This is a genomic window from Arthrobacter sp. B0316-5-4 (genome assembly GCF_059090325.1).
On the sequence record NZ_JBNHFN010000002.1, the window covers coordinates 55,976 to 70,216 of the forward strand.

Below are 14,241 nucleotides of genomic sequence, written 5' to 3' on the forward strand. Positions count from 1 at the left end.
GAGCAGGGATCCCGCTTCTTGGATGGGATCTCCAGCCGCCCATTGAACAGTCTTCCTGGCTCAACTTCCCCTGAGCCAGGCCGGCAGGACGATAGGCGCGGATGGGGATCCGATTCAAGAATCAGCGTGCAAGCACTAAAGGAAAGAGGAGGCAGCGTGGAAGAGCAGGACGCGGCAAAGCCCACATCGGAGCGCCACGTGCCCGTCCTGAAAGACCGCTGCATTAATCTGCTCGCCCCCGGCTTCGAGGCTGCACGGAAACTGGGCAGGACGCCCGTCGCCATCGACGCAACGCTGGGCATGGGCGGCCACTCCGAAGCGATGCTGCAGCGCTTTCCCGATCTTCACCTGGTGGGCATCGACCGCGACGAGGAAGCCCTCGCTTTGGCCGGGGCCCGTTTGGAACCCTTCTCGAACCGGACGGACCTCGTCCACGCCGTCTACGACGAGATTGAAGACGTCCTCGCCGATCTTGGCATCCCGGAGGTCCACGGAATCCTCATGGACCTGGGGGTTTCCTCCCTGCAGCTGGACGAGCGTGAACGCGGTTTCGCCTACTCCTACGACGCTCCGCTGGACATGCGGATGGACACCAGCCGTGGGCAAACGGCAGCAGATGTGGTCAACAACTACAGCGAAGACGAACTGGTGCGCATCATCCGCAAATGGGGTGAAGAGAAATTCGCCGGACGGATCGCCAACAGGATCGTCAACGCCCGGGCGGAAAAGCCCTTCGCCACAACTGGCGAGCTGGTGGAGCAAATACGCAGCGTGGTTCCCGCTGCCGCAGCGAAGAGTGGCGGACACCCCGCAAAACGAACGTTCCAAGCGCTGAGGATCGAAGTCAACGAAGAACTCGATGTCCTGGAGCGGGCGGTTCCGGCGGCCGTTGCTTCTACGGCCATGGGCGGACGGATCGTGGTGATGTCCTACCACTCCCTGGAGGACAAGATCGTCAAATCGGTCTTCCAGTCCGGCTCGAAGTCCTCCGCACCGCTCGGCTTCCCGGTGGAACTCGAAGAGCACAAACCCGAACTCAAGACCATCACCAAAGGCACGGAAGTGCCTACAGCAGCAGAAATCGCTGAAAACCCGCGTGCGGCGTCTGCCCGCCTCAGGGCAGTGGAGCGCATCAAACCAAGGAGAGACGCATGAGCAACGCCGCAGCGAAGACAATGCCCTCCGTCGTGGGCAACACGGCACGGGCGCTGCCGGTTCCCGCGGGAAAACCCGATGCGCCGCGGAAGACCCGCACACCGCTTTCCTTGGTCCGCAGTACGCCCGGGAAGCGGAGGACTCCGTTTGTCGTCCTGTGCTTCGTAGCCATGGCAGCTGCATTGTTGACAGTCCTGGTCCTGAACATTTCAGTGTCCACTGCGCAGTACCAGTTGGTGCAGCTCAAAGCGGAAGCTGCGACCCTGAACAAGGAAAACCAGGACCTGACACAGAAGAAGCAGAACTACGAAGCTCCGCAGAATCTGGCCGCGAAGGCTGCAGAATTGGGAATGGTACCGTCCACGGTGAAAGGCCAGATCAATGTGGACACCATGACAGTCACGGGAAAGGCGACTCCTGCGGTTAAGGGGGACAACCCCGGTGCGCAGCTCGCTCCTCCCGCGGTGGCAGGAATGCTTGATGTTGTTCCGTCGGTGACTACCAAGGACCCGCTGGAGAACCTCAAACCAGTGACACCGGCCGCACCGGCTCCCACACCGGCAGCTCCGGCTGCTGGAACGGCAGCAACACCGCCGGTGGAACTCCACGGGGGATCGGTGCCTGCTCCGCAACAGAAGGCACCAGGGCAGTAGTCCATCAGTCCATTGAAGTAAGGCCAGCAGCAAGGAATCCACGTGGCTCAGAACCCCGGCACATCGAAAAAACCGAAGACGCCGGCGGCAAGGAAGCGGCTGCGCGTTGGCCTTGGCATCATGCTGACGCTGTTGCTCGTAGTGGGCGGCAAGCTGTTCATGGTGCAGGGACTGGACGTTGGCGGAATGGCCGAAGCTGCCCTTGCCAGCCGCCTGACACCCCAGGTACTGCCCGCCGAGCGGGGCAAGATCGTCGACGCCAATGGCACAGTCCTGGCCAGCAGCGTGATTCGCTACAACATCGTGGTGGACCAGGTCCAGAACACCAACACGGCTTCGTTCAAGCGCTACAACGAAAAGACCGAAGAACTCGACGTCGTTACCCGGGACCAGGGCATCGCCGAATTGGCCGGCCTGCTGGGAGCTGACGAAAGCAAGGTCCGTGATGCCCTGACCGGCGACAAGAAATATGCGGTGGTGGCCAAGGACATCAAGCCGGAGCTTGAGGACCGGATCTCCAAACTCCTGATTCCGGGCATCGTGGCCGAAGGTGTCAGCAAGCGGGTCTATCCCAACGGCAGCGTGGCCGGCGGCGTCATAGGGTTCCTGCAGGACGGCACCACCGGGCAAGCAGGCATCGAGCAGACGCAGGATGATGTGCTGCGGGGAACCGAGGGAAAGCGCGTCTTCGAAATTGGCGCAGACGGCCTCCGGATTCCCGTGGCAACGGACGAACTGACACCTGCCGTGGACGGCAGCGACGTCAAACTGACACTTAACACGGACATCCAGTACTTCGCCCAGCAAGCCATCCAGAACCAGGTGGATAAGCTCAGCGCCGAGTGGGGCGTGATCATCGTCATGGACACCAAAACCGGCAACCTCATCGCATTGGCCGACACCAACGCACCCGATCCGAATGATCCGGGCAAGGTCGATGCCAAGGACCGCGGCGTGCGTTCGGTAACAGCGGCCTACGAGCCGGGTTCCGTGGAGAAGATGATCACGGCGGCAGCTGTCATCGAGGAGGGAAAGTCCAACCCGCTGGACCACTTCACCATCCCGCCGTCGTACACCATTGACGGACAGACCTTCACCGATGCGTTCGAGCACGGCACCGAGGAGCGAACGCTGGCCGGCATCCTGGGCTGGTCCATGAACACCGGGACCGTGATGGCAGGCAGCCGGCTGACCAAAGAGCAGCGTTATGACTGGCTCAAAAAGTTTGGGGTAGGGGAGCAGACCGATATCGGCCTTCCCGCCGAGGCCACCGGCATCCTGGCCAAGCCCGAACAGTGGGATGATCGTCAGCAGTACACAGTGCTGTTCGGACAGGGCGTGTCGCAGTCAACGCTGCAGACGGTCCGTGCCTACCAAAGCATCGCCAACAACGGTGTCATGCTCCAGCCCAGGCTCATTGACAGCTACATCGCCCCAGGTGGGGAAGAGCACAAGGTTCCCGCCAAGGATCCCCGCCAGGTGGTGTCCAAAGAGACCGCGGAACAGGTACAGGACATTCTGGAAAGTGCCGTGACCGAGGGCCAAATCAAGGACGCAGCCATCGACGGCTATCGCGTCGGTGCCAAGACCGGAACCTCTCAGGCGCCCCGGGAAGACGGTTTGCCCGGCTTCGATGGTTACACGGCCTCAATGGTGGGTATGGCTCCCATGGAGGATCCCCGTTTCATCGTGGAAGTGGTGCTCCAGCGCCCCAAGGGAAGCATCTACGGCATTACCAACGGGCCGGTGTTCCGTTCCGTCATGGCACAGGTCCTCCGGACGTACAACGTGCCGCCGTCAACGGGAACCCCCGCGCGGCTGCCGCAGTTCGTCAAGTAAGCTTTTTGGGCGTCTGTTTCGGCCAAATATCGATCCACCACTAACGGCCCGGGCGCCGCTGGCCCACGGCCGGTCGTTCCACGAGCACCAACGGAGAACCACGTGTCAGAGCACAATCAGGCAGATGTCCAAGCCACCACGCCGGAATCCGGTCGATCGGGCTTCCGTCCCGGGTCTGTGGCTGCGGTGTCCCTGGCCACCATCGCTGAGTCGCTCGGACTTGCGGCCCCGGACGCCAGCAATGAGGCCAGCGTGACCGGCATTACCCTCAATTCGAAAGCTGTCGAAGCTGGAGACCTCTACGTGGCCCTGCCGGGTGCCTCACGGCATGGCGCCGACTTTGCGGCGCAGGCAATCGACGGTGGCGCTGTAGCGGTGGTGACGGACGACGCCGGGGCGCGCCAGCTTGCGCTGGCCGGCGAGCAGCCCGTGCCCGTACTGGTCGTCGACCAGCCGCGTACCGTCGTCGGGCGCTTGGCCGCACTGATTTACCGCAGCCAGCCTGCCGGGGGCGGTTTCCCCTTCCTGTTCGGTGTCACCGGAACCAACGGGAAAACCACCACCACGTACTTCATCAATTCGCTGTTGCGTGCCCTGGGCAAAAAGCCGGGGCTTATCGGCACTATCGAGATCGTTGCCGGTGGCGAGCCCATTCCCAGCCTCCTGACCACGCCGGAATCCACGGACGTCCATGCGCTGCTCGCCCTGATGCGCGAACGGGGGCTGGACGCTGCTTCCATGGAAGTTTCCTCGCACGCGATCTCCTACCACCGGGTGGACGGCGTGATGTTCGAGGTCGCTGGCTTCACCAACCTCACCCAGGACCATCTGGACCTGCACGGAAGCATGGAAGAGTACTTCCGCACCAAGGCGGAGCTGTTCACCAGTGGGAGGGCCCGCCGCGCCGTCGTCACGGTTGACGATGCCTGGGGACGCAAGCTTGCCGACACTGCCGGCATCCCGGTGACAACGCTCTCGGCAAAGGGTGCCGACGCAGACTGGCACGTGGCGTCCACCACTGCTCGCGGACTCGGCTCTGAGTTCGAACTCAGGCACACCGACGGCCGCTCCCTGCGCGTCCACACGGGGCTCCCCGGAGGCTTCAACGTGGCCAACGCGGCACTGGCCACCATCATGGTCCTGGCGTCCGGCGTCGACGTCGAGACGCTCCAAACGGCCCTTGACTCCCATGATCCATTCACCGTGGCCGTTCCCGGCCGCATGCAGCTCGTCTCCACCGCACCTGCCTCCGTTGTTGATTTTGCCCACAATCCTGATGCCCTCGCCCGCGCCCTGGAAGCTGTTCGCTCGCCCAAGGAGGGATCGCGCGTGATCGTGGTCTTCGGTGCCACGGGCCAGCGGGACCAAGGCAAGCGGCCCACCATGGGAGCCATCGCGGCCCGCCTGGCCGATGTGGTGATAATCAGCGATGACGATCCCCACGACGAAGACGCCGCGGCAATCCGCGCCGACGTCATGCAGGGCGCCATAGCGGCACGCGATGCCGAAGGTCTGGGGTGTGAGGTCATCGAGTCCTCCCCGAGGGATGCTGCCATCCGCCTGGCCGTCGACAAGGCAACGGCAGAAGACACGATCCTCATCGCCGGCCGCGGCCACGAGGTCTGGCAGGAAGTCAAGGGAGTGAACCTGGCACTGGACGACAGGGTGGAGTTGCGCGCCGCCTTGACATCCAAGGGATTCAGCGTTTCAACGGACCAGCGGATAGAGTCCTAAACCGAGATGATTGCACTTACTGCGGCGGAGATCGCCGACATCACCCATGGCCGCTTGACCGGAGCTCCGGGCATCGCGCCGACCTCCGTCGTCACTGATTCACGGGAAGCAACCCCTGGTTCGCTGTACGTTGCCAAGCCCGGCGAGCACGCCGATGGCCACGACTTCGTCGATGCCGCATTCGAACGCGGCGCCGTCCTGGTCCTTGCCGAACGTGAAGTGGTCGATGCCGACGGGAACCCGCTTCCCGCCGTCGTGGTTGAGGACGCAGTCCTTGCCATGGGTGCGTTGGCGGCTGAAGCCGTCCGCCGGATCCGTGCAGCGCGGCAGGAGCGCGGCGAAGACTTTACGGTTATTGGCATCACCGGGTCCGCAGGCAAGACCACCACCAAGGACCTCTTGGCGGGCGTGCTGTCCACCGCTGGCCCCACGGTCGCGCCACAGGGTTCCTACAACGGCGAGGTCGGGGTACCACTGACCGTCTTCTCCGCAGATGAGAACACCCGGTTCCTGGTCATCGAAATGGGTGCCACGGGCCTGGGCCACATCAAGTACCTCGCCGACATGGTCAAGCCGGACATCGGTGTTGTCCTGGTAGTTGGCACAGCCCACGCCGGCGAATTCGGTGGCGTGGAGAATATCGCCAAGACCAAGGGCGAACTTGTCGAAGCCCTGAGCGAGCACGGCACCGCGGTCATCAACCTCGACGACGGCCGCGTCGCCGCCATGCGCTCACGGACCAAAGCCAAGGTCCTCGGTTTCACTGCCTCGCCGGCCACCACCGAAGAGGTGGAAGCCCGCAACGTGGTTGTCAACGACCAAGGCTTCCCGGACTTTGACCTCGTACTTCCCGACGGCGGCCCGTCCGTTCAGGTGCGGAGCCGGCTGATCGGTGGCCACCACGTGACAAACCTGTTGGCAGCAGCTGCGGCCGCGTTCGCGGCGGGTCTTCCGGCCGCTGACATCGCCTCCTCGCTCAGTTCCCAGTCCGCGGCGAGCCGCTGGCGCATGGAACGGACTGAGCGTGCAGACGGCGTCACCATTATCAACGACGCGTACAACGCAAACCCGGAATCCATGCGGGCGGCCCTGCGCACCTTGGCGGACCTCGGACAGGGCCGCAGGACCTGGGCGGTCCTGGGCGCCATGCTCGAGCTGGGGGAGGACTCCATCCGTGAGCACACAGCCGTGGGCACCCAGGTGGTGCGCCTGAACATCTCCAGGCTGGTAGTAGTGGGCCGGGAAGCCCGGGCCCTCTACGTCTCCGCGATCCAGGAAGGGTCCTGGGGCGACGAGTGCTCGTTCACCGAAACCGTGGAGGAAGCCTACGAGCTCCTGAGCAACGAGTTGGAACCCGGCGACCTGGTCCTTTTCAAGTCCTCCAATGGGGTGGGCCTGCGGCATTTGGGTGATCGGATAGCATTACCTCCACGGGCCGAGCCCACCGGAGACACCGCGGATGAAGCTGCCGCAAGCGAAGGGAACGAGCTGCTGTGATTGCACTTTTGATCGGCGCCGGCGTCGCCCTCCTGGTCGCCCTTATTGGGACGCCCCTGTTCATTAAGTTTCTCGTGGCCAAGAGCTACGGCCAGTTCATCCGCGACGACGGACCGACGTCGCACCACACCAAGCGCGGGACACCCACCATGGGCGGAACCGTGGTGGTGGCAGCTGTCCTGATCAGTTACTTTGCCACCCACTTGGTCATGTGGATGATGAACCCAGGCTCACCGGGACCGTCCGCGTCCGGGCTCCTGCTGCTGTTCCTGATGGTCGGCATGGGTTTTGTGGGCTTCCTCGATGACTACATCAAGATTTCCAACAAGCGAAGCCTGGGCCTCAACGCACGGGCCAAGCTGATCCTGCAGGCAGCCGTCGGCATCATCTTCGCGATCCTGGTCCTGCAGTTCCCCAACGAAAACGGGCTGCGCCCTGCCTCGACCCAGATCTCGCTGGTGCGGGACATTCCGTGGCTCGACCTCGCCTTCGGCGGCACCGTGGTGGGCGCCATCCTTTTCGTGCTCTGGTCCAACCTGATCATCACTGCGGCCACCAACGGCGTTAACCTCACCGACGGCCTCGACGGCTTGGCTGCGGGCGCGTCCATCATGGTCTTTGGCGCCTACACCATCATGGGAATCTGGCAAAGTAACCAGGCCTGCGGATCCCCGCGGGAAGCAGGCAGCGGCTGCTACCAGGTCCGTGACCCCATGGACCTGGCCCTGCTGGCTGCCATCCTCAGCGCGGCCTTGGTGGGCTTCCTGTGGTGGAACACATCGCCGGCAAAGATCTTCATGGGAGACACCGGGTCCCTGGCCATCGGCGGAGCCGTTGCAGCCTTCGCCATCCTCTCCCGGACCGAGCTCCTGCTGGCCTTCATCGGCGGCCTTTTCGTGCTGATCACCTTGTCCGTGATCATCCAGGTGGGCTTCTTCAAGCTCAGCGGCGGCAAGCGTGTCTTCAAGATGGCTCCACTGCAGCACCACTTTGAATTGAAGGGCTGGGCGGAGGTCACGGTGGTGGTCCGGTTCTGGATCCTCGCCGGGCTCTTCGTAGCCGCCGGCCTGGGAGTTTTCTACGCTGAATGGGTGGTACTGCTGTGAATGGAAGCCCCGAAACAACTCCGTCCACCGGAGACAGGCTCAACGAACTCACCAGCTGGGACGCTGACTGGAGCGGGCTGCGCGTGGTAGTCACGGGGATCGGAGTGTCCGGCTTCTCAGCCGCCGACACCCTGATCGAGCTCGGCGCGAAAGTGGTAGTGGTTGATGCTGCCACCACAACCCGTGCCAAGGCCCAGGCAGACACCTTGAAGATCGTGGGGGCCGTTGACGTGCAGTTGGGCGAGGAGGCGGTAAACGCCCTTCCCCTGATCGACGGTGCGTTGCCCGAGCTGGTTGTGACCTCGCCAGGGTGGCGGCCGGACCAGGCCCTCCTGGCAGCCGCCAAGCGCAAGCACATCGCAGTTTGGGGCGATGTCGAGCTTGCTTGGCGCTTGCGTGTCCGGGCGGGACACAAGACGGCGGATTGGCTCACCATCACCGGCACCAACGGCAAGACAACCACTGTTGGCATGACGGAATCCATGCTTCAAGCAGCCGGACTGAAGGCCATCGCCGTCGGCAACGTGGGCACGCCGATCCTCGACGCCCTCCGGGATCCCGTGGACTATGATGCCTTCGCAGTGGAACTCTCCAGCTTCCAGCTGCACTGGAGCCACTCGCTGTCCCCGGTGGCAAGTGTTTGCCTCAACGTGGCCGAAGACCACGTGGACTGGCACGGTTCCTACGCCTCCTACCTCGCCGATAAGGCCAAGGTGTACGAAAACACCCAGAAAGCTGCCGTCTACAACGCCGAACAGATCGAAACCGAGCGGATGGTGGAGAACGCGGACGTCGTCGAGGGCTGCCGGGCCATCGGGTTCACCACCAACACCCCGTCCATCAGCATGCTGGGCGTGGTTGATGGCCTTCTGGTGGACCGCGCCTTCATTGCTGAACGCAAGGACTCCGCCGCCGAACTCGCCGCCATGTCCGACCTCGGTCCGGTAGCGCCGCGGCACATGGTGGCCAACGCCTTGGCCGCTGCCGCCCTGGTCCGGGCCTACGGAGTTGAGCCTTCAGCGGTGAAGCAGGGCCTGGCCAACTATTTGCCGGGCGCCCACCGCATCCAGCTGGTGGCCAAGCACAACGACATCCTGTGGATCAACGATTCAAAGGCCACCAATCCGCATGCAGCCTCCGCGGCACTTTCCGCCTTCCAGAACGTCGTGTGGATCGCCGGTGGCCTCTCCAAGGGCGTCAACTATGACGACCTGGTCAAAGAGCATGCCCAACGCTTGAAGGCCGTGGTACTGATTGGTACCGACACCGAAGCACTGGAAGGCTCCCTCCAGCGACACGCAGCGGATGTCCCCGTGATCGTGCAGCCCAAGGGTGACACTGAAAGGGTGGAGACCGCAGCCGGTAATGCCGCTTCGCCTATCTACGGTGAGGCCGTCATGGCCCAAGCCGTCGCTGCGGCGGCCACCGTGGCAGCGTCAGGCGACACTGTGCTCATGGCGCCGGCGGCAGCATCCATGGATCAGTTCTCTTCCTACGCTCACCGTGGCGACGCTTTCGTCCAAGCAGTTCGCGAGCTTGTGGAAGGGCAGGCACCGACCACCGAGGAGTAACAATGGTCAGCACGCCCACCCGCACCCGCGGCAAAGCGCCACGGGACGGGAAACCCGAGGCGTCGCCCGTGTCGGCGAAGAAGCCTTCCGGGCTCCGCCGGCTCGTGCGCAACTTTTGGGACAGCCTCGAAGGCAAGGACAGGGCTCCGAACAGCTCCACCTACTACCTGATCCTTGGTTGCGCCCTGGCACTGACTGCCATCGGCGTCATGATGGTCCTGTCCGCTTCCAGTGTCGAGGCAATTTCCGAAGGCAAGTCACCCTACGCGGACGCCCTGAAGCAGGCCATGTTCGGAGTCCTGGGTGCTTTGGCCATGTACGTCATCTCGCGAACCAACGTGAACTGGATGAAACGGTTGTCATGGTGGGCACTTGGCGCCGTAGTGGTCCTTCTTGCGCTGGTCCAGGTCATGGGCAACAGCGTCAACGGCAACAAGAACTGGATCGACATCGGTGGAGTGACGCTCCAGCCCTCCGAAACGGCCAAACTGGTGCTCTGCGTCTGGATCGCTGCCGTATTGGCCCGCAAGCAGAAGCTCCTGCACCGTTGGTGGCACGTGATCATTCCTGTCGTTCCCGGCGCAGGGCTGGTGATCGCCCTGGTGATGCTTGGCAACGACCTCGGCACAGTCATCGTCATTGCCGCGATCACGGCGGCGGGGCTGTACTTCGCCGGCGTTCCCGGCAAGATGCTTGCGATTGCGGGCACAGTCGGTGCCGCGGGCGCCATCCTGGCGACGGTCAGCAGCGCAAACCGTATTTGCCGTATCACCTCGTGGCTCGGTACGGCCTCCGCCTCCTGCACGGCCGATTTCGACTTCGACTTCCAATCCACCAACGGCATGTACGGCCTGGCGCAAGGCAGCTGGACTGGCCTGGGGCTCGGCCAAAGCCGGCAAAAGTACAACTGGCTCCCTGAAGCCCACAACGACTTCATCTTCGCCATCATCGGCGAGGAACTGGGCCTGGTGGGCACCATTGTGGTCCTTGTCCTTTTCGCGATCCTCGGCATCGCCATCTTCCGCGTCGTCGTCCGCCAGACAGATCCGTTCCAGCGCACCCTGGCCGGCGGCATCATGGTGTGGCTCCTGGGCCAGGCAAGCATGAACATGGCGGTAGTCACCCAGCTGCTTCCCGTCGTCGGGGTTCCACTTCCGTTCATCTCCTACGGTGGTTCAGCGCTGGTGATGTCGTTGTGTGGCGTGGGCGTAGTCTTGTCCTTGGCCCGAGGCCAGTTGCCGCCGCAGCAGCGGCCCCGTTTCCTACCGCGCCGTTCTCCGAAAACCGCACGAAAGCGTACTTAGCACTTCATGACTCCTGAATCCCTTATTGCCCGCAAGCCCCTGTCCGTTGTCCTGGCCGGCGGCGGAACAGCAGGGCACGTCAGCCCCCTGCTGGCTATCGCTGATGCCTTGAGGGAGAGGCGTCCCGACGCCGCCATCATGACTGTTGGTACGCCGTCGGGTATGGAAACCCGGCTCGTCCCGGCTGCCGGCTACGAGCTCTCAACGATCGACCGTGTCCCGTTTCCGCGGCGTCCTTCGGCCGACCTGCTCAAGCTTCCCGGACGCTTGGGCGCTGCGGTCAAGCAGGCCCGGCGCATCCTGGAGGACGCGGAAGCGGACGTCCTGGTGGGCGTGGGCGGCTACGTTTGCACGCCCATGTACCTGGCCGCCCGGAAACTGCGGATCCCCATCGTCATCCACGAGGCCAACATGAAGGCCGGCCTGGCCAACAGGGTGGGAGCCCGGTTCAGCAAACACGTGGCTGTCGCCTTTGCCGGGACCCGCCTCCGGGGAGCACGGCATGTGGGCATGCCGATGCGCCGTGCCATCTCCGGACTCCACCGGGCCGAAGCAGCTCCGGCAGCCAAGGCGTCATTGGGCTTGGACCCGGCACAGCCAACCTTGATCGTCACCGGTGGGTCATCCGGCGCCCAGAGCATCAACCGTTCCATTGCGGCTTCCTTGCCGGCACTGGCTGCGGCCGGGATCCAGACGCTGCACATCACCGGCAACGGCAAATCGGTACTGGACGACGACGGCGGCCTCCTCGCCGCTCCCGGCTACCGCCAGGTGGAGTACGTCGACGGCATGGAGAACGTCTATGCCGCTGCTGATGTCCTTTTGGCCCGCGCAGGGGCCGGCACCGTGAGCGAAGTAGCGGCCGTGGGAGTTCCCGCAGTGTTCGTGCCCTTGCCCATCGGGAACGGAGAGCAGGCCTTGAACGCCGCCCCGTTGGTGGAAGCCGGGGGAGCACTCCTGATTGACGACAAGGACCTGAGCCCGGCATGGCTGGAAGCGGAACTCATTCCGCTCCTGTCGGACCGCGCGCGGCTCAGCGACATGGCCCGCAAGTCCGAGGCCCTTGGTATCAGAAACGCCGATCAGCGCATGGCTGATCTTGTCTTGGAAGCGGTATCCGCATGACCAACAGCATCGTTCCCCTCGAGTCCCTTGGCCGCATCCACTTCATTGGCATAGGCGGGGTCGGAATGTCCGCCGTGGCCCGGATCATGGTGGCGCGGGGCGTGCCCGTCAGCGGTACGGATGCCAAGGACCTGCCAGTCATGCATGACCTTTCCGCGGCGGGTGCCCGGATTGCGGTGGGCTATGACGCCGGAAACCTGGGCGATGCCCAAACGATCGTGGCTGGCTCGGCAATCCGAGCGGACAACCCGGAACTGGCCGCCGCCCGCGCCGCCGGGCTGCCTGTGCTGCACCGGTCCGAGGCATTGGCAGCCACCATGGCCGGACACCGGGTGGTCACTGTTGCGGGCACGCATGGGAAGTCCACCACTACCTCCATGATCGCCGTCCTGCTGAAGGAAGCGGGGCTGGACCCCTCTTTCGCCATTGGAGCCAACGTCCCGGCGCTGGGCGTCAATGCCGCCCACGGGGCTTCGGATATCTTCGTGGCGGAGGCTGACGAGTCGGATGGTTCCTTCCTGAACTACCGCCCGCTGATCGCCGTTGTCACCAACGTGGAAGCCGACCACCTGGACCATTACGGCACACCCGAGGCAGTGTTCGCTTCCTTCGACAACTTTGCCGCGCTCCTGCCGGCGGATGGCGTGCTGTTGGCCTGCGCCGATGACGCCGGTGCCCGTGCCCTGGCCGAACGTACCGCTGGGAAGGGAACAACCCGCGTACTGACCTACGGAACAGCCGAGGATGCGGACATCCGGCTCCACGACGACGGTCCGGCCGCCGTAGCTGTAGCCATCGGCGCCCAAACCCACACGCTGGACCTTCAGGTACCGGGGCGGCACAACGCGCTGAATGCGGCAGCCGCGTTCGCAGTCGCCGTCGAGCTTGGCGTAACCCCTGAAGCTGCAGCAGCAGCATTGGGCCAGTTCACCGGAGCCTCGCGCAGGTTCGAACTCAAAGGTCAGGGGAGGGGAGTGCGGGTCTATGACGATTACGCACACCACCCCACCGAAGTCAGGGCCGCCCTGTCGGCAGCGCGTTCAGTAGCCGGCGGCAGGAAGGTCCATGTCCTGTTCCAGCCGCACTTGTTTTCCCGCACCCGCGAATTCGCTACTGAGTTCGCCGAGGCATTGGCCGCGGCTGACACCGCCCTTGTCCTGGATATCTATCCCGCCCGCGAAGATCCTGTTCCGGGTGTCACCAGCGCCTTGATTGCCGATCATTTGACCAATGGCCGCCTTGTTCCGGCCAGCGAGGCCGTGGACGCCGTGGTTGCCGTGGCGGGTGAGGGCGACGTAGTCCTGACAGTAGGGGCGGGAGACGTCACGGCCTACGGACCCGCGATTGTGGGAGCCCTGGGTGGCTAGCACCCGAAAACCGACGTTCAAGCCCGGGACGGACCCGGCCGTGGGTAAGGCCAGCGGGCCTCGAAGCGAGGGCCCGGGCGGGGTCATCAGTGCCCAGCGTTCCCTCGAGCCTGAAGAGAAGACTTCGGACAACGTCATTGCTTTCCCGGAGCCGAAAGGGAAGCGTAAGCGAAGGCTCGTGCTGTGGACGCTGTCCATTGTTGTCGCTTTCGTCGCCGTGCTCATGGCAGCGGCGGTGTATTCTCCGGTGCTGGCCGTTCGGACCATCACCGTGGACGGCACCACGCTCCTAACGCCCGATGCCGTCCAAAAAGCGTTGTCGGGCCTTGACGGCAAACCACTTCCGCAGGTCAGCGAGCAGGAAGTCAACGAGCTCCTGAAGCCATTGATCCAGGTCCGGTCGGCCACCATTGAAGCGCGGCCGCCGTCGGAGTTGCTGGTCCATGTCAACGAACGGGTACCCGTGGCATTGTTGAAGCAGGGCGACAGCTATGTGATGGTCGATGTCGATGGCGTGCAACTCGGTGCCACCAAGGACCTGGCCACTGTGGCGTTGCCGTTGATCGACGCCGGCGCCGGCGCGACCAACACGGAGTTGTTCAAGGCGATTGCCGCCGTTCTGGACACGTTGCCCGCAGACGTCCTGGCCAGGATGTCCACGGCATCAGCAGCCTCCCCGGATGCGGTGGAACTGAAACTCGTGGACGGAAAGACGGTAGTGTGGGGCAATGCCGAGGACAGGGAACTGAAGGCGAAGGCACTTGAGGCCCTGTTGAAGATGCCTGCGGACCCCAAGGTACCCGTGCGCGTCTACGACGTCAGTGTCCCGCGGCATCCGTTCACCAAATAGAGCAGCACAGGGAAAGTAGACTCGCGACGGCGGCAGCCTT

General features: G+C 63.9%; 11 protein-coding genes. All 11 read left to right on the forward strand.

Annotated features, from left to right (window positions below):
• The first annotated feature begins 156 nt into the window (after positions 1-156).
• Positions 157-1,155 (forward strand): 16S rRNA (cytosine(1402)-N(4))-methyltransferase RsmH, encoded by a 999-nt coding sequence (rsmH, locus tag AC5RU9_RS04585; protein WP_211711324.1) that lies wholly within the window; start codon positions 157-159, stop codon positions 1,153-1,155.
• A complete protein-coding gene (gene ftsL, locus AC5RU9_RS04590) occupies positions 1,152-1,808 on the forward strand; it encodes a cell division protein FtsL (protein WP_211711323.1) in 657 nt (218 codons plus the stop codon). Before rsmH ends, ftsL begins: the two co-directional genes overlap by 4 nt.
• A 42-nt stretch (positions 1,809-1,850) precedes the next feature.
• On the forward strand, positions 1,851-3,647 hold the full coding sequence (locus tag AC5RU9_RS04595) for a peptidoglycan D,D-transpeptidase FtsI family protein (protein ID WP_494015512.1): 1,797 nt from the start codon (positions 1,851-1,853) through the stop codon (positions 3,645-3,647).
• Positions 3,648-3,749: 102 nt separating this feature from the next.
• Positions 3,750-5,381, forward strand: a complete 1,632-nt coding sequence (locus AC5RU9_RS04600; RefSeq protein WP_494015513.1) for a UDP-N-acetylmuramoyl-L-alanyl-D-glutamate--2,6-diaminopimelate ligase — start codon at positions 3,750-3,752, stop codon at positions 5,379-5,381.
• 6 nt (positions 5,382-5,387) lie between these two features.
• The gene (locus tag AC5RU9_RS04605) at positions 5,388-6,878 is read left to right on the forward strand and encodes a UDP-N-acetylmuramoyl-tripeptide--D-alanyl-D-alanine ligase (RefSeq protein WP_494015514.1); all 1,491 of its coding nucleotides are present in this window, start codon (positions 5,388-5,390) and stop codon (positions 6,876-6,878) included.
• The gene (gene mraY, locus AC5RU9_RS04610) at positions 6,875-7,984 is read left to right on the forward strand and encodes a phospho-N-acetylmuramoyl-pentapeptide-transferase (RefSeq protein WP_494015515.1); all 1,110 of its coding nucleotides are present in this window, start codon (positions 6,875-6,877) and stop codon (positions 7,982-7,984) included. Before AC5RU9_RS04605 ends, mraY begins: the two co-directional genes overlap by 4 nt.
• Positions 7,966-9,555 carry a UDP-N-acetylmuramoyl-L-alanine--D-glutamate ligase gene (murD, locus tag AC5RU9_RS04615; RefSeq protein ID WP_494015516.1) on the forward strand — a complete coding sequence of 530 codons (1,590 nt, stop codon included), beginning with the start codon at positions 7,966-7,968 and terminating at the stop codon, positions 9,553-9,555. The genes mraY and murD overlap by 19 nt, the downstream gene beginning before the upstream one ends.
• Positions 9,556-9,557: 2 nt before the next feature.
• On the forward strand, positions 9,558-10,859 hold the full coding sequence (gene ftsW / locus AC5RU9_RS04620) for a putative lipid II flippase FtsW (RefSeq protein WP_211711317.1): 1,302 nt from the start codon (positions 9,558-9,560) through the stop codon (positions 10,857-10,859).
• Between the two features lie 6 nt (positions 10,860-10,865).
• The gene (gene murG, locus AC5RU9_RS04625; RefSeq protein ID WP_494015517.1) at positions 10,866-11,984 is read left to right on the forward strand and encodes an undecaprenyldiphospho-muramoylpentapeptide beta-N-acetylglucosaminyltransferase; all 1,119 of its coding nucleotides are present in this window, start codon (positions 10,866-10,868) and stop codon (positions 11,982-11,984) included.
• On the forward strand, positions 11,981-13,351 hold the full coding sequence (gene murC, locus AC5RU9_RS04630) for a UDP-N-acetylmuramate--L-alanine ligase (protein ID WP_494015518.1): 1,371 nt from the start codon (positions 11,981-11,983) through the stop codon (positions 13,349-13,351). Before murG ends, murC begins: the two co-directional genes overlap by 4 nt.
• Entirely contained in the window at positions 13,344-14,201 is an 858-nt protein-coding gene (locus AC5RU9_RS04635; RefSeq protein ID WP_494015519.1) for a cell division protein FtsQ/DivIB, read from the forward strand. The genes murC and AC5RU9_RS04635 overlap by 8 nt, the downstream gene beginning before the upstream one ends.
• Positions 14,202-14,241: the final 40 nt, after the last annotated feature.